This window comes from Novosphingobium soli, from assembly GCF_042432915.1.
Lineage (GTDB): Bacteria > Pseudomonadota > Alphaproteobacteria > Sphingomonadales > Sphingomonadaceae > Novosphingobium > Novosphingobium soli.
On record NZ_JBHLWK010000017.1, the window covers coordinates 139634 to 156982 of the forward strand.

Below are 17349 nucleotides of genomic sequence, written 5' to 3' on the forward strand. Positions count from 1 at the left end.
TACAGAAGGATTTGAAGATGCATTCGTTCGTCCGCTCGGCCGCTCTGGCCACCACCTTCCTTGCCGTGCCGTTCCTCCATCCCGCCGCCGCGCTGGCGGCCGAGGCGCCGACCGCCGAAGCGGCTGCGCCCGCGGCCGCCGCGGACGACCAGGAGAGGACCTCCGTCGGTACCGGCGCGCACGACCGCGGCGGCGAGATCGTCGTCACCGCCCGCCGTCGCCAGGAATCGAGCCAGGAGGTGCCGCTGGCGATCTCCGTGGTCGGCGGCGAGCACATCGACGCGACCGGGTCGTTCAACGTCGGCCGCCTGCAGCAGCTCACGCCCACCCTGCAGTTCTACTCCTCGAACCCGCGCAACACCGCGGTGAACATCCGCGGCCTCGGCGTGCCGTTCGGCCTCACCAACGACGGCATCGAGCAGGGCGTCGGCATCTACATCGACGACGTCTACAACTCGCGCGTCGCCTCGGCCACGTTCGACTTCCTCGACGTCGCGCAGATCGAGGTGCTGCGCGGACCGCAGGGCACGCTCTACGGCAAGAACACCACGGCCGGCGCCATCAACATCACCACGAACCAGCCCACCTTCGACTTCGAGGGCAAGGCCGAGGTCTCGCTCGGGAACTACAACTTCAAGCAGGCCAAGGCCGCCATCTCCGGCCCGCTGTCGGACACGCTGGCGGCGCGCGTGGCGGTCTCCTCCACCAGCCGGCGGGGCACGATCTACAACGTCGTCACCGACGAGAACATCCAGAGCCAGGACAACCTCGGCCTGCGCGGGCAGCTGCTGTGGCAGCCCACCGACGCGCTCGCGATCACCCTGGCGGGCGACTACAGCGCGCAGGACGCCAACTGCTGCGGATCGGTCTACGTGCGCACGGGCCTGACCCAGCGCGCGCTCAACCGCCAATTCGCCGCGCTTTCGGCTGCGCTCGGCTATGCCCCGCCCAGCACCGACCCGTTCGATCGGCTGACCGACCTCGACACCAACCTCAAGGCCAAGAACAAGATCGGCGGCGCCTCGCTGCGCGTGAAGTGGGACGTGGGCGAGGGCACCGTGACCTCGATCACCGCCTGGCGCTTCTGGGACTGGGGCCCTTCGAACGACCGCGACTTCACCGGCCTGCCGATCGTCGCGCTGTCGCAGAACCCCTCGCAGCAGGACCAGTACACGCAGGAGCTGCGCTACAACTACAGCAGCGATGCGATCGACTTCGTCGTCGGCGCCTTCGGCTTCTATCAGCGCATCGACACGCAGGGCACCGAAGCGCAGGGCGCCGCCGCCAGCCGCTGGAGCATCGCGCCCTCGAACGCGCTGTCGAACGATCCTTCCGTGCTCAACGGGCTGGTCGCCTACAACAGCCAGTACCTCAAGAACACCAGCGCCGCGCTGTTCGGCCAGCTGAGCTGGCACATCACGCCGGAACTGACGCTCCAGCCGGGCGTGCGCCTGAACTACGACAAGAAGGAAGGCTACTACCAGCGCCGCGTGTTCAACGGACAGGGCCAGGAGCTGATCCTCGACGGCAGCTACACCGCCCGCGAATCCGCGCAGCTGGCGATCTACACGCCGCAGGAAATCTCGCCGACTTTCAGCGACTGGAACTTCAGCTACGACTTCACCGCCAGCTACAAGGTGGCGCCGGACGTGCTGCTCTATGCGACTTACGCCAAGAGCTTCAAGTCGGGCGGCATCAACCAGAACGGCGTGCCGGTGGACGGGCAGAACAACCCGATCCTGGAGTCGGCCACGGTAAAGCCGGAATCGGTCCACCACTACGAGGCGGGGATCAAGACCCAGTTCTGGGATCGCCTGGCGACGTTCAACTTCTCGATCTTCCGCTCGGACATCAAGGACTACCAGGCCAACGTGAACAACGGCCAGTACGGCGTGCTGCGCGGCTACCTGGCCAATGCCGGCAAGGTGCGGTCGCAGGGCGTGGAAGTCGACTTCTCGGTCCGCCCGAGCGAGCGCTTCAACGCCTACGCGAATGGCGCCTATACCGACGCGACCTATCGCAAGTTCGTCGACGCGCCGTGCCCGCCCGAGCTTTCGGGCGGCACCGTGGTCACCGGCTCGCAGGTGCCCGGCGCTCCTGGCGTTCCCGGCGCGTTGAGCCCCGCCAACTGCGACATCTCGGGCCAGCGCCTGCCCGGCGTGTCGAAGTGGTCGTTCTCGTTCGGGGCGGAAGCCAACACCCCGGCGACCATCCTCGGCAAGGACGGGGAGGTCTACGTCGGCTACGACGGCAGCGTGCGGTCGAACTTCTCGTCCAACCCCAGCCCCTCCGCCTACACCTGGGTCGATGGTTATAGCCTTCACAACGTGCGCGCCGGCTTCCGGACGGAGGCGGGCCTCAACGTCTACGGCTGGGTCCGCAACCTGTTCGACGAGAACTACTTCGATCAGCTGTTCGTCGGGCCGGGCAACACGGGCCTGATCGCCGGCCTGCCGGGAGATCCGCGGACCTGGGGCTTCACGATCTCGTCGAACTTCTGAGGCGCGCCTTGCTCCACCGCCAGGGTGGAGCCGGGAACGCCGGCGGACGGGCCTTGCGCCCGCCGCCGGTGCCACCCGTTGTGCGATGGGGTCGCGTCAGGGCGTGAAGCGAAAGTACGCGACGAGGCGCCGGCCGTAGTGGCCGTCGACCCACGGAGAGGCCCGGTCGATCTCGTCCCGGTCGATCGAGGTGTCCGAATAGCGGAGCCCGGCGGCGAAGCGCGCCGCCGCGTATTCGGCACCCACGTGGTGGTCGAGGTAGTCGCCGCCCGGCCTGAGGCGCGCGGCACGCGGGTCGTCTTGCCCTGAACCGCTGGTGTGGCCGAGCCCTGCGTAGACGGTCACCGGCGTGCCGGGGATCCCCGCAGCCACGTCCCCATCGACATAGAGGTTGCTGCCGCCGATCGCATCCTGTCCGGGCGCGAAGGCGGCGCCCGCCGCCACCTGCACGGGACCCAGGGTGCGCGCGACCCGTCCTGCCACTTCCACGTAGCTGGTCCCCGCACGGCCCACGAAGACGTGCCCGCGCACGCTGGCGTCGAGATCCCAGCCGCCCGAGCGGATGGTGTAGCGCGGGGCGATCGTCACCGCGGCGTCGGCGCCTCCGTGCCGGGCGCTGTTGCGCAGCGCGAAGGCGTCGAAATCGATGCTCAGGTCGTAGGTGACGGGCACCGCCAGCGACATGCCGAGGGTGGACTTGCCGTCTGTCCAGCTCAGCCCGCGCTCGCGCCGATCGGTCTCCGCCTCGAAGGTCAGCAACGGTGCGGATTGCGCCAGGGCCGGGCTGGTCCAGAACGGGGCGGCCCACGCCGCGGCGCACAGGAGGCCGCTGCAGCACGCAGCGGCCTTGCGGAAAAGCGACGTCATGCCAGTGCGCGACGTCAGTTGGCGGCGAAGTGGTGGGCCGCTTCGATCGCGGCGAGGGCCTGCGGCCGGTCCGCGGCAGCAGCCTCGACGAGATGGGCGCGGATCGCGGGCGACTTCTCCGCGACGAGCGCGGCGAGCTGCCCGTCGCGGCCACGGCAGTGGCCCGGCAGGTTGCGGGTGAAGGTCTTTTCGCCGGGCACGGCGGCCGCCAGCTTGTGGTCGCCATCGGCGATGACGCGATCGACCGAGACGACAGCCGTCATCAGGCAGCGCTGCGTGCTGGGCCGGGCGCCCGCGGCCATGCCGATGGTGCGCGCCTTCGCCTTCACGCTGGCGCGGTAATCGACCTTGTAGCTGCTGCCACGATGTTCGACGGTGACGGTGTGGTCGGGCACGGCAACTGCGGCGGCGAGGGCAGCGAGGGCAAGCAGGCTCATGAGGTCTCCTTCGTATCTTGTCCTTATGCCTAAAGTTTAGGCAGTGTCGCACAATATTTGTGCAGGACTCCAGTAGGAAGCGATCCTTTCTGCATTGTTGCGCCCGGTTGACGATCTGGGAACAGGGGAGGCAACCCGGTCCCAACACTCTGGTCCTGCGCGAAGCGGGGTGACGCGGCTTGCGGCATCCGCTAGAACGCTTCGCGAACATGCTGAGCCGGCTCTCCATCCGCAACATCGTCCTGATCGAGGCGCTGGACCTCGACTTCACGCGTGGACTGGGCGTCCTCACGGGCGAGACGGGCGCGGGCAAGTCCATCCTTCTCGATGCGCTCGGTCTCGTGCTGGGCAACCGCGCCGACAGCGGCCTGGTCCGCAGCGGCGAGGACCGGGCGAGCGTCACCGCCAGCTTCGACGTTGCGGCGCTGCCGCCGCAAGTGCTCGCCACCATCGACGAGGCCGGGCTGGAACTGGAGCCCGGCGAGCCGCTCATCCTCAAGCGCCAGCTCAAGGCGGACGGCGGGTCGAAGGCCTTCCTCAACGACCAGCCTGTGGGCGTCGCCCTCCTGCGAGAGATCGCGCCGGCGCTGGTCGAGATCCACGGCCAGCACGACGATCGCGGCCTCGTCAACGCGCGGGGGCATCGCGCGCTTCTCGACCGCTTCGCCGGGGGCGAGGTGGCCGGGGTGGAAGCGGCCTGGAAGGACTGGCGCGCCGCCCAGGACGCGCTCGACACGGCCCGGGCGCAAGTGGCCCGCGCTGCCGAGGACCAGGACCTGTTGCTGGCCCATCTCGCCGAGCTGGACCAGCTCGCCCCGGAGGAGGGGGAGGAGGAGCAGCTCGCCGGCGCCCGTGCCGACATGCAGAAGGGCGAGAAGCTGGCGGATGATCTCTCCGCACTCCAGCACTTGTGGACCGGCTCCGATTCCGCGCTTGCGAACCTGCGCGGCGCCGCCCGCAGGCTCGACCGCATCGCCGGAGAGCATCCCCTGCTGGCCGACGCGCTGGCGGCGCTCGACCGCGCGGTGATCGAGGCGGGGGAGGCGGAGGACAAGCTGGAACGCGCGGCCGAGGCGCTGGCCTTCGATCCCGCCGAGCTCGACCGTATCGAGACGCGCCTGTTCGAGCTTCGCGCCGCCGCGCGCAAGCACGGCTGCCAGGTGGACGACCTTCCCGCGAAGATGACGGAGATGCGCGCGGCGCTCGACGCCATCGAAGGGGGCAACGAGCACATCGCGACGCTGGAGCAGGCGGCGCAGAAGGCGGCGCTGGTCTATCGTGAGAAGGCCGGCGCGCTGCACGACCTGCGCCGGGCGGCCGCCAAGCGCCTCGACGCGGCCGTGGCGGCGGAGCTGGCACCGCTCAAGCTCGACGCTGCGCGCTTCCAGACGTCGGTCGTGCGCCTGCCGGAGGAGCGGTGGGGCGCATCGGGCATGGACGCCGTCGAGTTCCTCATCAGCACCAATCCGGGCGCCGACTTCGCGCCCTTGACCAAGATCGCCAGCGGCGGCGAGCTCTCGCGCTTCATCCTCGCGCTCAAGGTGGCGTTAGCGGAGGAGGGGGGCGCGGCGACGGTGATCTTCGACGAGATCGACCGCGGCGTCGGCGGTGCCGTGGCCGACGCGATCGGCGAACGCCTGGCGCGGCTGGCCTCGGGCGGCCAGTTGCTCGCCGTCACGCACTCGCCCCAGGTCGCGGCGCGCGGGGACCGGCACTACATGATCGCGAAATCCAGCCAGGGCACCGTGACGCGCACCTCGGTGACGCCTCTCACCGCGGCCGAGCGCAAGGAGGAGATCGCCCGCATGCTCTCCGGCGCGGAAGTGACGGACGAGGCGCGTGCGCAGGCGGACAGGCTGCTGGTGCGGGCGTGAACCGGCCGGGCAGGGCGACGGTACTCGCCGTGCTCGACACTCTGGCGATGCCCTTCGTGCTGATCGCCATGGGTCTCAGTGCGTTGGGCTGCCTGTCGTGGTTCCTGCTGATGATCGTGTTCGTGACCATGGGTGGATTCGTAAAGAACGGGACCTTTGGGCTGGCAATGGCGGTCTGGACGGTGGCAGCCGCGATGCTAGGTTTCTGGAACTTCGGGCGGTTCATGGCCTACTTCGGAGACGCGGAACGCAAGATGATCGGCGTTGCCAAGGCGCTGGGTGTCTCCGGGGCCCTCGTCGCGACCAATCCTCTCCTCTGGTATGCCGCATTTGCATGAAAGTTCTCTCGGTGATGAGACCTGGCCGGCGACCTGGACCGGGCGCGGCTGCCGGATCCCTGGCGGGTGATGGATAGCCGCGCGGTTATCCTCACCGTTGCGGCAGGCACGCGAGACTTCGCCGAAGCCCCTGTCTAAACGACGACGATGACTCGCCTTCGCGAAGCGGATGAAGCATGACTGATACGCAACCCGACGACCTTCCCACCGAAGCCGAAGCCGCCAACGAGCTCATGCGCCTGGCGCGCCAGATCCACCGTGCCAACCGCCTCTACCACGCCGAGGACGCGCCCGAGATCACGGATGCCGAGTACGATGCCCTGGTGCGGCGCAATGCCGCGCTGGAGGCGGCGTTCCCGCACCTGGTCCGGCCCGATAGCCCGTCCAACAAGGTCGGCCACGAGATCGCCGCCTCGCCGCTGGGCAAGGTGCCGCACGAGGTTCGCATGATGAGCCTCGACAATGCCTTCGCCGATGACGAGGTGGCGGAGTTCCTGGCGCGGGTGCGTCGCTTCCTCTCCCTGCCAGCAGACGAGCCGGTTGCGGTGACGGCGGAGGACAAGATCGACGGGCTCTCCTGCTCGCTGCGCTACGAACAGGGCCGGCTGGTGCGCGCGGCGACGCGGGGCGATGGGCAGGTGGGCGAGGACGTGACCGCCAATGTCGCCCATATCCCTGACATCGTGCAGCAGCTGCACGGCGACGACGTGCCCGAGGTGTTCGAGGTGCGCGGCGAAGTCTACATGGAAAAGGCGGCCTTCCTGGCCCTTAACGCCGAGCTGATGGACGAGGCGCGCGCGGCCGCGGAGGCCAAGGGCGAGGCGTTCGACGACGCCAGGGTCCGGCAGTTCGCGAACCCGCGCAACGCCGCCGCCGGCTCGCTGCGCCAGAAGGACGCGGCCGTCACCGCGAAGCGTCCGCTGCGCTTCTGGGCGCACGGCTGGGGGGCGGCGAGCCATGTTCCCGGCACGAGCCAGCATGAGGTGATCCGCCGTATCGAGAGCTGGGGCCTGCCCGTCTCGCCGCAGTTCCGGCTTTGTCACTCGCTGGAGGAGATGCTCGCCACCTATGGCGCCATCCGGGACGCGCGCGCAGCGCTGGCTTTCGAGATCGACGGGGTGGTCTACAAGATCGACCGGCTCGACTGGCAGGAGCGCCTCGGCTTCGTCGCCAAGGCACCCCGCTGGGGGCTGGCGCACAAGTTCCCGGCGGAGCGCGCCGAGACGGTGCTGGAGGCGATCGACATCCAGGTCGGCCGCACCGGCAAGCTGACGCCGGTGGGGCGCCTGAGGCCGGTGCTGGTGGGCGGCGTCACCGTGACCAACGTGACGCTGCACAACCGCGACGAGATCGCGCGCCTGGGCGTGCGACCCGGCGACCGCATCGTGCTCCAGCGCGCCGGCGACGTGATCCCGCAAGTGGTCGACAACCTGACCCGGGACGAGGAGCGGCCCGCCTTCGCGTTCCCCGAACATTGCCCGCAGTGCCACTCCGAAGCGGTGGCCGAGGAGGGTGAGGTTGACGTGCGCTGCACCGGCGGCCTGGTCTGTCCCGCCCAGCGCACCGAGCGCCTGAAGCACTTCGTCAGCCGGCCCGCGCTCGACATCGAGGGACTGGGCGAGAAGACCATCGACGAGTTCTTCGCCAAGGGCTGGCTGGAAAGCCCCGCCGACATCTTCCGCCTGCGCAAGCGCCGCGAGGAGATCCTCGCGCTCGAGGGCTGGAAGGAGAAGTCTGTGGACAACCTGTTGGCAGCGGTGGAGAACAAGCGCTGCCCGGATGCGGCGCGGCTGCTGTTCGGCCTGGGGATCAGGCACGTCGGTGCCGTCACCGCGCGCGATCTGCTCAAGCGCTTCACCACGCTGCCCGACCTGCGGGCGGTGGCCGAGGCGGCCCATGCGAAGGAGGGCGAGGCCGCGGCCGAGGCGGCCAGCGAGGCCTATGCGGAGCTGGTCTCGATCGACGGCGTCGGCCCGGTCGTCGTCGAGGCGCTGGGGGACTTCTTCCACGAGGAGCACAACCGGCAGGTCTGGGACGACCTGCTGAGCGAAGTGTCGCCGCCGCCCTACGTGGTGGAAACGAAGGCGAGCCAGGTCTCCGGCAAGACGGTGGTGTTCACCGGCAAGCTGGAGACGATGAGCCGTGACGAGGCGAAGGCGCAGGCCGAGCGGCTGGGCGCCAAGGCCGCGGGCTCGGTGTCGGCCAAGACCGACCTCATCGTGGCAGGGCCCGGCGCCGGCTCGAAGCTCAAGAAGGCGGCCGAACTGGGGATCGCGGTGATCGACGAGGCGGCCTGGGCCGAGATCGTCAGGGCCGCCGGCTGACCGGCGGAGGGGTGAAGCCGCGGGCGCGGGCCCGCGGCTCGCGTTCAGCTGTAGCGGCCGCGCCGCTCGTGGACCTGGCGGTAGTGCTGCACGCGCGTGGCGCGCAGGCCGGCCATGCCCTCCCGCTCGATGGCACGCTGCCACGACGCCAGCTCCTCGAGGGTGAGGTCGTAGCGCTCGCAGGCCTGGGCGATCGTCAGCAGTCCGCCGTTGACTGCCGCAACCACTTCCGCCTTGCGTCGGACCACCCAACGCGACGTGTTGGCGGGCGGAAGGGTGTCCAGGCTGAGCGGTTCGCCGAGCGGACCCGTTACCACCTTTGCCGAGGTGGATTCTGTGTCTATCATGGTTGGCCTCTCTGGTGATGGGCGCCAACCCCCCTGTCCCGGGCAGTGTGACGTGCGAAACGTTAAGCGAGGCGTACCGGGGCCGGTTAACGAGCCATTAGGGAATGTACGTAGTTCGTCCGGGGCCGCGCTCGAACCGGACGCAGCGATGGACCCGCGTTTACATGGCGCAATCGCGTGATAAGCAGCGCGCGACAGTCATCGCTTGAGGAGTCGGACACAGTGATCGCCACGCGCAGCAGGCATCCGGCGCATGCATCGGCCGTGGCGCGCCATGTCTCTGCCGAAGGCTGCCAGTTCGTCGTCGAGCAGGGCAACGTCGCCGAAGGGCAGTCGCTGGGGCTTGCCGTGGACGGTCACCCGCCGATCCGCGGGACCGTGCGCTGGGTGGTAAGCGACCGGATCGGCTTCGCGTTCGACTGCCCGCTGCCCCGCGATGCTCAGGCGGCGCTACAGCAGCGCGGACGCTCGGCCCGGACGGTCAGCCTCTACCTCGCCTGAAAGCGCTCGGCCGCCCGCTTGCGCAGCCACAGGACCGACCAGTCGCCGTTGACCAGACGGGCGGCCAGGCGCAGCCCCGCCCTGCGGCACGCAGCGCGGACCGCCGCTTCCTGCGTCTCCAGCAGCCCGGCCAGCAGCAGGTGCCCGCCGGGCACGAGCGCTTCGCCGAAGCCCGGCGCAAGCGAGACCAGCGGGCCCGCCAGGATGTTCGCCATGATGAGGTCGTAGGGGCCGCGGGCCTGCAGCACCGGATTGTCCATCCCGTCCGCCACGGTCATGACCAGGGCTCCGTGCCCGCTGCCCATCGCCACGCCGTTGGCCTGCGCGTTCTCCTCCACCACGCCGACGCAGACCGCGTCGATGTCGCTCGCCGTCGCCAGCGCGCGCGGCCAGAGAGCGAGGGCCGCGAAGGCGAGCAGGCCGGTGCCGGTGCCGATGTCGGCGCAGTTGCGCACCACCACGCCCTGCCGCTTCATGTGCGACAGCATGGCAAGGCAACCCGCGGTCGTCGCGTGCTGGCCGGTGCCGAAGGCCTGGCTCGCGGGGATCACGAAGTCGACGAGGCCCGGCTCGCGCGCGGGCGGATGGTCGGGCGTGTGGACGTGGAAGCGGCCGGCGCGGATCGGCTCCAGGCCTTCCTGGCTGGCGACGAGCCAGTCCGTCTCGGGCAGTTCCTCCACCACCATGTCCGGGGCCTCGCCGGAGAACAGCGCCGCGATGGCGGCTTGCTGCTCGGGCGAGGGCTCGTCCTGCAGCCAGGCTTCGAGCAGCCAGTCGTCGGGCCGGTCCTCCGCGGCTTCGCGGCCGGACAGGACGATCTCGGGATCCCAGTCCCAGGCATCCTCGTGGGCGACGAGCGCGCTCTCGATCGCCGGGCGGGGCGCGGCGAGCGTGACCTTCCAGCTCACTGGCCCGCCTCCGCCGCTTCCTGGGCCAAGCGCGCGGCGAAGCGCTCCTGGGCGGCTTCGGCATAGGCGCCGCATGCCTTCGCATCGACGAGCGGCTGCCGGCCGGCGAACCGCTCCATCATGGCGCTGGCGGACGAATGCGGCGTCAGCAGGATGTCGCAGGGAAGGGCCGCCATGACGGGAAGGCCCTGCCGCACCGCGGCGATGCGCTCGGGATGGTCCGTGAAGCGGTAGCCGTCAGACGAGATCGTGCTGGCGCTGTCGGCATAGGCGACCATGCGGCAGACGAGGTCTTCGCTGCAGGCCTGCCAGGTCCAGCTGGTGGAGCCCGGCGCGTGGACCGGGGTGGCGTGGGCGGTGACGACGATCCGGCCGACCACCAGGCTCTCGCCATCTGCGAGGGTCCGATCGACGCTGACCGGATCGAAGGGGGCGATCCTTGCGGCCTGTGGGTCCTGCGGCGGCGTGCGCCCGGTCTCGAGCACCGCCTTCTGCACCGGCAGTGCGGCGACTTTCGCGCCGGTGGCCTGCTTCAGCGCGGCGAGCGCGCCGACGTGATCGAGATGCTCGTGGCTGGCGAGGATCCAGCGCACGTCCTGCGGATCGAAGCCCGCGCTGCGGATGTTGGCGAGCACCAACGGGGCGGCGCGCGCCACGCCGCCGTCGATCAGCACGTGGCCCTCCTCCCCGGTAATAAGGATCGCGCTGATGCCGCAGGTGCCCACGTACCACGTGTTCGCGAAGATGCGCGCGGGCGGCCCGGGGTCCGCCCAGCCGTCCTTGCCGGCACAGGCGACCGGCCAGGCCGGCGCCGTGCCCGCGTCCGGCACGGCCGCGCCGGCCTCCTGTGCAGCCGCCGTCGCGGGGATCACCGCCGCGACGAACAGGGGGGCGAGCAGGCGGGCGAGGAGAGGTGCGCGAAGGCGAGGGGGCAGGCTGCGACTCATGCGCGTTCCTTTAAGGGGCCCCTGTACGTTAGGCCAGTATGGCCCGCGCCGATGAGCCCGAGGAACTTGCGCCTCGGCTCGATTTGTCTAAGGGGCTTGCGAGAGGGCGGCGCTGTTGCGCTGCCGCAGGCAAGGGGATTCGCTAGAGCCATGGCAAACGCCGGGACCAAGAACCGTCCGCTTTCGCCGCACCTCCAGATCTGGAAGTGGGGCCCGCACATGTTCGTGTCGATCCTGCATCGCGTCACCGGCGACGGCATGGCCTTCGCGGGCCTCGGCGTGCTGCTGTGGTGGCTCGGGGCGCTGGCCGGAGGGCCGGCATCGTACGCGACGTTCGCGTGGGCGATGACCACGCCGATCGGCTACCTGGTGCTGGTGGGCATTTCCTGGGCTTTCTTCTCGCACATGATGAGCGGCCTTCGCCACTTCGTGCTCGACGCGGGCGCCGGCTACGAGCTGAACGTCAACAAGACCTGGGCGACGCTTTGTCCGATCCTGGGCATCGTGCTCACGGCCGCCTTCTGGGCGCTCCTGCTGCTTCGCTGAGGTAGAGAACAATGGGTAACGGATCCTCCATCGGCCGCGTTCGCGGTCTCGGCTCGGCCAAGGGCGGCGTTCATCACTGGCTGCTGCAGCGCTTCACCGCCATCGGCAACCTCCTGACGGTGCTGTTCCTGGTGGCCTCGCTGATCCTGCTGCCGGACCTCAGCTACGCGACCGTGTCCGAGTGGATCGCGCGGCCGGTCCCCGCCGTCATCATGATCTGCCTGGTTGTCACGACCTTCTGGCACGCGCGCCTGGGCCTGCAGGTGCTGGTCGAGGACTACGTCCACGAGCATGCCAACAAGTTCGCCTGCACCGCCGTGCTGAACCTGGCCGTCTGCGCCGGGATCGCCTTCGGCGTCTTCTGCATCGTCCGTCTCGCGCTGGGAGCACACGCGTAATGTCCGCCGCTGCCTACAAGATCATCGACCACACCTACGACACCGTCGTCGTCGGCGCCGGCGGCTCGGGCCTGCGCGCGACGATGGGTTCGGCCGAGGCGGGCCTCAAGACCGCGTGCATCACCAAGGTGTTCCCGACCCGCTCGCACACCGTGGCGGCGCAGGGCGGCATCGCGGCCAGCCTCAAGAACAACACGCCGGACCACTGGACCTGGCACATGTACGACACCGTCAAGGGGTCGGACTGGCTGGGCGACCAGGACGCCATCGAGTACATGGTGCGCGAGGCGCCCCAGGCGGTCTACGAGCTGGAGCACGCGGGCGTGCCCTTCAGCCGCAACGCCGACGGCACCATCTACCAGCGCCCCTTCGGCGGCCACATGCAGAACATGGGCGAAGGCCCGCCGGTGCAGCGCACCTGCGCCGCGGCCGACCGTACCGGCCACGCCATGCTGCACGCGCTCTACCAGCAGTCGCTGAAGTACGATGCGGACTTCTTCATCGAATACTTCGCGATCGACCTCATCATGGAGAACGGCGTCTGCCGCGGCGTGATCGCGCTGTGCATGGACGACGGCACGATCCACCGCTTCCGCGCCCAGGCCGTGGTGCTGGCGACCGGCGGCTATGGCCGCTGCTACTTCACCGCGACGTCGGCCCACACCTGCACCGGCGACGGCGGCGGCATGGTGCTGCGCGCGGGCCTGCCCCTGCAGGACATGGAGTTCGTGCAGTTCCACCCGACCGGCATCTACGGCGCCGGCGTCCTCATCACCGAGGGTGCGCGCGGCGAGGGCGGCTACCTCACCAATTCCGAGGGCGAGCGCTTCATGGAGCGCTATGCGCCCTCGGCCAAGGATCTCGCCAGCCGTGACGTCGTCTCGCGCTCGATGGCCATGGAAATCCGCGAGGGTCGCGGCGTCGGTCCGCACAAGGACCATATCTACCTGCACCTCGATCACATCGATCCCAAGGTGCTGGGCGAGCGCCTTCCGGGCATCACCGAGAGCGGCAAGATCTTCGCCGGCGTCGACCTCACCCGCCAGCCGCTGCCGGTGGTTCCGACCGTCCACTACAACATGGGCGGCATCCCGACGAACTATCACGGCGAAGTCGTCACCATCGGGCCGGACGGCAACCCCGAGACGGTGGTTCCCGGCCTCTTCGCGGTGGGCGAGGCGGCCTGCGTCTCGGTCCACGGCGCGAACCGCCTGGGCTCGAACTCGCTGATCGACCTCGTCGTGTTCGGCCGCGCCACCGGCCACCGGCTCAAGGAACTGCTGACCCCTCAGGGCAAGCAGGCCGAGCTTCCGAAGGACGCGGCCGACCTGGCGCTCACCCGCCTCGACCACTTCCGCAATGCCAACGGCAGCTCCTCGACCGCGGAGATCCGCACGGAGATGCAGCGCACCATGTCGCTTCACGCGGCGGTGTTCCGCACCGACGAGCTGATGGTCGAAGGCAAGGAGAAGCTGGTCAAGACCTACGACCGGATGAACGACATCAAGGTCAGCGACCGCGGCCTGATCTGGAACTCCGACCTCGTCGAGACGATGGAGCTGGACAACCTGATCTCGCAGGCGACCGTCACCCTCCACGGCGCGCAGAACCGTCAGGAAAGCCGCGGCGCCCATGCGCACGAGGACTTCCCCAACCGCGACGACGCGAACTGGATGAAGCACACCGTGGCGTGGTTCAACGGCTGGGGCGGCAAGGGCGGCGAAGTCCGCCTCGACTACCGCCCGGTCCACGAATACACGCTCACCGACGACGTCGAGTACATCAAGCCCAAGGCCCGCGTGTACTGATCCAGGCCGCTGCGGCTTCGACGAAGACTGGAGAGGGCGGCGCGCCGGCAGGCACGCCGCCCTTTCGCGTGCCAGGCAACCCGTCGCCTTTCCGTGCATTGCTGGAGACGAAAGGCTCCACCTGCGGAAAGAAGGACATGCCAATGGAACGCGCCGACCTCGACCCGCTGCTCGAACCCGCTGTCGAGCGCGACCCGATCGTTCGGTCGATGGAACATGCGCCCGGGAAGACCTGGGGCTGGGTCCTCGCCTACGGCCTGCTCCTGGCAGCGGTAGCGCTGATCGTCCTGCTCAACCCGCTGGTCGCCGGCGTGGCGACGGGGCTCATGCTGGGCGTCGTGCTGATCGTCTACGGCGTGGCGGCGATCGCCTCGGGCGTGACCGCGCTCTCGGCACGCGGCCGCTGGCTCGAGATCCTGCTGGGTGTGCTTGCGCTGGTCGCCGGGATCTTCGCGGTGGCCGATCCGATTGCGGGAGCGCTGTCGCTGGTCTGGGCCATCGGTGTGTGGCTGGTGGTCTCCGGCGGGTTCCAGATCGCCTTCGCGGTCAAGGCGCGGCACGATCGTGGCTGGCGCCTGTTCCTGGGCGTGCTCGACGTCCTGCTGGGTCTCGTCCTCCTCTTCGCAGGCCCACTCTCCGGCCTGGCCTTCCTCGCCGTGATCGTGGCGGTGAGCCTGACGGTCCGCGCGGTGTTCCTCATCCAGCTGGCGATGGCGCTGCGCAAAGGCCGTCACTGATCCCCATGCTGCTGCAGCCTGCCTGAACGGGCGGGCGGATCGCTCGTTGTTCATCTGCCATTCATGTTTACAGACGTAGTCGATTACGTATGTAAACAGTGGAGGGATAGGTGTCCGAGCAGCCCGAAAGGATTTCGGAAGCCGAACACGCAGTGATGGAGGCGCTGTGGCAGCGCAGTCCCCTTACCGCGCAGGAGGTATGCGAGGAGGTCTGCGAGCGTCGCGGCTGGAGCCTCGCCACCGTGAAGACGCTGCTCTCGCGTCTCGTCGCCAAGCAGGCGGTGGAGACCGAGCCGGACGGCAAGCGCTTCCTCTATTCGCCCCGGATCGAGCGCTCCGACTACGTCGGCACCGAAAGCCGCCGCCTGGTCGACCGTCTCTTTGGCGGGCGGGCCGCGCCCCTCTTCGCGCATCTTGCGCAGAACGAGGCGCTGACGGATGATGACATCGCCGAGATCGAAGCCCTTCTGAAGGAGCTCAAGTCATGATCGAGTGGCTGACCGATACGCTGCTGGCGACTGGCGCGCTGATGGCGCTGGTGCTCGTCTCCCGCCGCTGGGTCGCGCGCTGGTTCGGTCCCGGGGCGGCCTACGCGCTCTGGGCCTTGCCGATGATCAGGCTGGTGCTGCCTCCCCTCGCGCTCCCGCGCGGGCTGATGCCGAGCCTGGCGTTCGGCATGGAGCCGGGCGCACCCGCGGCAAGCCTCGTCGAAACCGGCCTCGTCGAAGCGGGGCTCGTCGAAACGGGACTGGTCGACTCGGGGCCCGTCGCAGCGGCAATCCCGGCTGCGGGTACCGTTTCGGGGCTCGAGGCCACGGCGCTGCCGGCCGGCGACCTCCTTGCCGCTCCGGCGGTGGAACCCGGGCTGCTGGCGCAGGTGCCCTGGCTTACGCTGGCACTGTGCGTCTGGCTGGGCGGCGCGGGGCTGTTCCTGGCGTGGCGCACGGTGACCTATCGCATGATGCGGCGCGACCTCTTGGCCGAGGCGCGGCTGGTGGCCCGTTCGGGCGCCGCGCGCATCGTCGAGACGCCGGCGATCGACGCCCCCGTGGCGTTCGGCGTCTTCGACAAGGTCGTCGCCCTGCCGCGCGGCTTCCTGGCCGAGGCGGACTCGGAGACCTCCGACTTCGCCATCGCGCACGAGATGGAGCACCACGCCGGCAGCGACCTGTTGGCCCTCATCGCGATGCAGCCGCTGTTCGCGCTCCACTGGTTCAACCCGATTGGCTGGGCGGCCTGGCGCGCGGTGCGGCAGGACCAGGAGGCATTCTGCGATGCCCGGGTCGTGCAGGGCCGCAGCCGTGACGAGCGGGCACGCTACGGCCGCCTGATCGCCACCATGGCGGGCGGGGCGCGGCTCGGCCTGGCGGCGCCCATGGCGGGTCCGCTCTCGGGCGAGAAGCCGATCATCCACCGCCTCAAGGCCCTGGCGCGCAAGGACGTGACGCCGGCGCGCCGGTTGCTGGCGCGCAGCCTGTTCGCCGTCGCCATCGTCGCCGTGCCCGCCACCGGGACCGTGAGCTATGCAGCGATGGACGAGACGACCCCGCCGGAGCCCCAGGCGCCCGCGGCGCCCGCCGACGCCCCGGTGTGGGAAGACGATGCGGGAGCGCCCGTGCTCGAGGTCGAGGGCGCGCCGGTGTCGCCGCCCGCGCCGGCCGCGGTGGTGTCAGCTCCAGAGGCTCCGCCCGCGCCCGAAGCACCGCCCGCGCCGGCCGCGCTCGCCTGGCACGGTGCGGAGAGCGTCTCTCCCCCCGCGGCCGTGGCCTCGCCCGTGCCCCCGGTTCCACCCGTGCCGCCGGCGCCTCCGGCCCGTCCCGCCACCCGCATCATGATCCAGCGGACCACCGGCGAGGACGGGGAGCGCGCCCGCGCCGACGCCAGGCGTGCGGCCGAAGACGGGCGCCGCGCCGCCGCCGAGGCCCGCCGCCATGCCGCCGAGGCTATGGCCCGCGCGCCCCGCGTGGAGGAGACGGTCTCGGCCGACGGACGGCGGCATACCGTGCGGATCGTGTCGCGCGAGGGTGCCGATGGCCGCATCGTCGAGCGGCGGATGCTGCTCGACCAGGATTGCCCGGCCGGGAGCCGCCGCCACGAGGCGCAGCGCGAGGCGAACGGCTCGAAGGCGCATGTGGTGATCTGCACCGGAGAGCCGGAGGGTGCGCACCTCGCCGCGCTCCAGGCGCTCAGGACCGCACGCGCCTCGATCGCGTCGACCGCGGACATCGACTCCGAAGTGCGGGCGGACATCCTCGCCGACCTCGACCGCGAGATCGCCGAGACGGGCAAGCGCGCCAAGGGCAGCTGAGCGCGCGGCGGCTCGCAGCCGTGGAGGGCCGGGGGCATCGCGCCGCCGGCCCTTCTGCCGTCAGCTCAGGAGCGCGGGCGCGTGCTCTCGCCGTTCCATCGCGCGAGTATCGCTTCGAGTTCGAGCGGGTCGAGCAGCGTGTCGAAGGCGCAACCGACCAGGCCGTTGTCCGTTCCATCGCGCGAGTATCGCTTCGAGTTCGAGCGGGTCGAGCAGCGTTGCACGGCAGGCGCGTGGGATGCCGTTGTCCCACCACACGACCTTGGCCGACATGGTCTCCTTGTCGGGAAGCGTGAGCCAGCAGATGGTGCGCGGAGCGATGCGCGTCATCGCGGTGGCCGAGAAGCCGGACAGCGAGAGGTCCCGCACCGCGGTCTGGAAACCCTTCGACCCTGAGGGACGCAGCGAGGCGGGGATCGAGATCCGCAATCTCGGCGCGCTGCGGTCTTCCTGCGCGGCCTGCGCGTAGCGTTCCGGGTGGGTGTGGACCATGTGCGACCTCTCGGTT

Annotated in this window: 17 protein-coding genes and 1 pseudogene; 11 read left to right on the forward strand and 7 right to left on the reverse strand. The window is 69.9% G+C overall.

The genetic code is table 11. The features are described 5' to 3' along the window. Positions 1 to 17 precede the first annotated feature (17 nt). Positions 18 to 2501, forward strand: coding sequence for a TonB-dependent receptor (locus ACFFJC_RS14560; RefSeq protein ID WP_379488203.1), 2484 nt, complete (start codon positions 18 to 20; stop codon positions 2499 to 2501). Positions 2502 to 2597: 96 nt separating this feature from the next. Here ACFFJC_RS14560 and ACFFJC_RS14565 read toward each other — a convergent pair whose 3' ends face one another. Continuing rightward, a complete protein-coding gene (locus ACFFJC_RS14565; RefSeq protein ID WP_379488204.1) occupies positions 2598 to 3368 on the reverse strand; it encodes a TorF family putative porin in 771 nt (256 codons plus the stop codon). Between the two features lie 14 nt (positions 3369 to 3382). Continuing rightward, positions 3383 to 3805: a hypothetical protein gene (locus ACFFJC_RS14570; protein ID WP_379488205.1), complete on the reverse strand. Its 423-nt coding sequence runs from the start codon at positions 3803 to 3805 to the stop codon at positions 3383 to 3385. Positions 3806 to 4014: 209 nt separating this feature from the next. On the opposite strand from ACFFJC_RS14570, the gene recN reads away from it, so the two are divergent. The 3 genes from recN (at position 4015) to ligA (ending at position 8341) form a co-directional block, all read left to right on the forward strand. Next, positions 4015 to 5679, forward strand: a complete 1665-nt coding sequence (gene recN, locus ACFFJC_RS14575; RefSeq protein WP_379488206.1) for a DNA repair protein RecN — start codon at positions 4015 to 4017, stop codon at positions 5677 to 5679. A gap of 29 nt (positions 5680 to 5708) precedes the next feature. Continuing rightward, on the forward strand, positions 5709 to 6017 hold the full coding sequence (locus ACFFJC_RS14580) for a hypothetical protein (protein ID WP_379488207.1): 309 nt from the start codon (positions 5709 to 5711) through the stop codon (positions 6015 to 6017). 176 nt (positions 6018 to 6193) lie between these two features. Next, positions 6194 to 8341 (forward strand): NAD-dependent DNA ligase LigA, encoded by a 2148-nt coding sequence (gene ligA / locus ACFFJC_RS14585; RefSeq protein WP_379488208.1) that lies wholly within the window; start codon positions 6194 to 6196, stop codon positions 8339 to 8341. A 44-nt stretch (positions 8342 to 8385) separates the two neighbouring features. On the opposite strand, the gene sciP is transcribed toward ligA, so the two are convergent. Then, positions 8386 to 8688 (reverse strand): CtrA inhibitor SciP, encoded by a 303-nt coding sequence (sciP, locus tag ACFFJC_RS14590; protein WP_379488209.1) that lies wholly within the window; start codon positions 8686 to 8688, stop codon positions 8386 to 8388. Positions 8689 to 8910: 222 nt separating this feature from the next. Between sciP and ACFFJC_RS14595 the strand changes: the two genes are divergently transcribed. Continuing rightward, the gene (locus ACFFJC_RS14595; RefSeq protein ID WP_379488210.1) at positions 8911 to 9189 is read left to right on the forward strand and encodes a PilZ domain-containing protein; all 279 of its coding nucleotides are present in this window, start codon (positions 8911 to 8913) and stop codon (positions 9187 to 9189) included. On the opposite strand, the gene ACFFJC_RS14600 is transcribed toward ACFFJC_RS14595, so the two are convergent. After that, positions 9177 to 10097 carry a 50S ribosomal protein L11 methyltransferase gene (locus ACFFJC_RS14600; RefSeq protein WP_379488211.1) on the reverse strand — a complete coding sequence of 307 codons (921 nt, stop codon included), beginning with the start codon at positions 10095 to 10097 and terminating at the stop codon, positions 9177 to 9179. The genes ACFFJC_RS14595 and ACFFJC_RS14600 overlap by 13 nt on opposite strands. Further along, positions 10094 to 11044 (reverse strand): subclass B3 metallo-beta-lactamase, encoded by a 951-nt coding sequence (bla, locus tag ACFFJC_RS14605; RefSeq protein ID WP_379488212.1) that lies wholly within the window; start codon positions 11042 to 11044, stop codon positions 10094 to 10096. Before bla ends, ACFFJC_RS14600 begins: the two co-directional genes overlap by 4 nt. Positions 11045 to 11194: 150 nt before the next feature. Between bla and sdhC the strand changes: the two genes are divergently transcribed. The 6 genes from sdhC to ACFFJC_RS14635 all read left to right on the forward strand — a co-directional run bounded on the left by sdhC (position 11195) and on the right by ACFFJC_RS14635 (position 16841). Continuing rightward, complete coding sequence (gene sdhC, locus ACFFJC_RS14610; protein ID WP_379488213.1) at positions 11195 to 11590, forward strand: succinate dehydrogenase, cytochrome b556 subunit; 396 nt, start codon at positions 11195 to 11197, stop codon at positions 11588 to 11590. Positions 11591 to 11601: 11 nt separating this feature from the next. After that, complete coding sequence (gene sdhD / locus ACFFJC_RS14615; RefSeq protein WP_379488214.1) at positions 11602 to 11988, forward strand: succinate dehydrogenase, hydrophobic membrane anchor protein; 387 nt, start codon at positions 11602 to 11604, stop codon at positions 11986 to 11988. Beyond that, positions 11988 to 13796, forward strand: a complete 1809-nt coding sequence (gene sdhA, locus ACFFJC_RS14620) for a succinate dehydrogenase flavoprotein subunit (RefSeq protein WP_379488215.1) — start codon at positions 11988 to 11990, stop codon at positions 13794 to 13796. Before sdhD ends, sdhA begins: the two co-directional genes overlap by 1 nt. Positions 13797 to 13939: 143 nt before the next feature. Further along, positions 13940 to 14533, forward strand: coding sequence for an HdeD family acid-resistance protein (locus tag ACFFJC_RS14625; protein ID WP_379488216.1), 594 nt, complete (start codon positions 13940 to 13942; stop codon positions 14531 to 14533). Positions 14534 to 14643: 110 nt separating this feature from the next. Beyond that, positions 14644 to 15021, forward strand: coding sequence for a BlaI/MecI/CopY family transcriptional regulator (locus tag ACFFJC_RS14630; protein WP_379488217.1), 378 nt, complete (start codon positions 14644 to 14646; stop codon positions 15019 to 15021). Continuing rightward, the gene (locus tag ACFFJC_RS14635) at positions 15018 to 16841 is read left to right on the forward strand and encodes a M56 family metallopeptidase (RefSeq protein WP_379488218.1); all 1824 of its coding nucleotides are present in this window, start codon (positions 15018 to 15020) and stop codon (positions 16839 to 16841) included. The genes ACFFJC_RS14630 and ACFFJC_RS14635 overlap by 4 nt, the downstream gene beginning before the upstream one ends. Positions 16842 to 16906: 65 nt before the next feature. Here ACFFJC_RS14635 and ACFFJC_RS14640 read toward each other — a convergent pair whose 3' ends face one another. Together ACFFJC_RS14640 and ACFFJC_RS14645 are read right to left on the reverse strand one after the other, a co-directional pair. Next, positions 16907 to 17065, reverse strand: coding sequence for a hypothetical protein (locus ACFFJC_RS14640; protein WP_379488237.1), 159 nt, complete (start codon positions 17063 to 17065; stop codon positions 16907 to 16909). A gap of 82 nt (positions 17066 to 17147) precedes the next feature. Next, positions 17148 to 17333: pseudogene (locus ACFFJC_RS14645) on the reverse strand (PilZ domain-containing protein); the annotation flags it as partial. Positions 17334 to 17349 lie beyond the last annotated feature (16 nt).

Coding starts and splice junctions, on each gene's coding strand:
- recN (WP_379488206.1), top strand. CDS start 4,015: ATGCTGAGCCGGCTCTCCATCCGCAACATCGTCCTGATCGAGGCGCTG.
- ACFFJC_RS14565 (WP_379488204.1), bottom strand. CDS start 3,368: ATGACGTCGCTTTTCCGCAAGGCCGCTGCGTGCTGCAGCGGCCTCCTG.
- bla (WP_379488212.1), bottom strand. CDS start 11,044: ATGAGTCGCAGCCTGCCCCCTCGCCTTCGCGCACCTCTCCTCGCCCGC.
- ACFFJC_RS14635 (WP_379488218.1), top strand. CDS start 15,018: ATGATCGAGTGGCTGACCGATACGCTGCTGGCGACTGGCGCGCTGATG.
- sdhC (WP_379488213.1), top strand. CDS start 11,195: ATGGCAAACGCCGGGACCAAGAACCGTCCGCTTTCGCCGCACCTCCAG.
- ligA (WP_379488208.1), top strand. CDS start 6,194: ATGACTGATACGCAACCCGACGACCTTCCCACCGAAGCCGAAGCCGCC.
- ACFFJC_RS14570 (WP_379488205.1), bottom strand. CDS start 3,805: ATGAGCCTGCTTGCCCTCGCTGCCCTCGCCGCCGCAGTTGCCGTGCCC.
- ACFFJC_RS14560 (WP_379488203.1), top strand. CDS start 18: ATGCATTCGTTCGTCCGCTCGGCCGCTCTGGCCACCACCTTCCTTGCC.
- ACFFJC_RS14625 (WP_379488216.1), top strand. CDS start 13,940: ATGGAACGCGCCGACCTCGACCCGCTGCTCGAACCCGCTGTCGAGCGC.
- sciP (WP_379488209.1), bottom strand. CDS start 8,688: ATGATAGACACAGAATCCACCTCGGCAAAGGTGGTAACGGGTCCGCTC.
- sdhD (WP_379488214.1), top strand. CDS start 11,602: ATGGGTAACGGATCCTCCATCGGCCGCGTTCGCGGTCTCGGCTCGGCC.
- sdhA (WP_379488215.1), top strand. CDS start 11,988: ATGTCCGCCGCTGCCTACAAGATCATCGACCACACCTACGACACCGTC.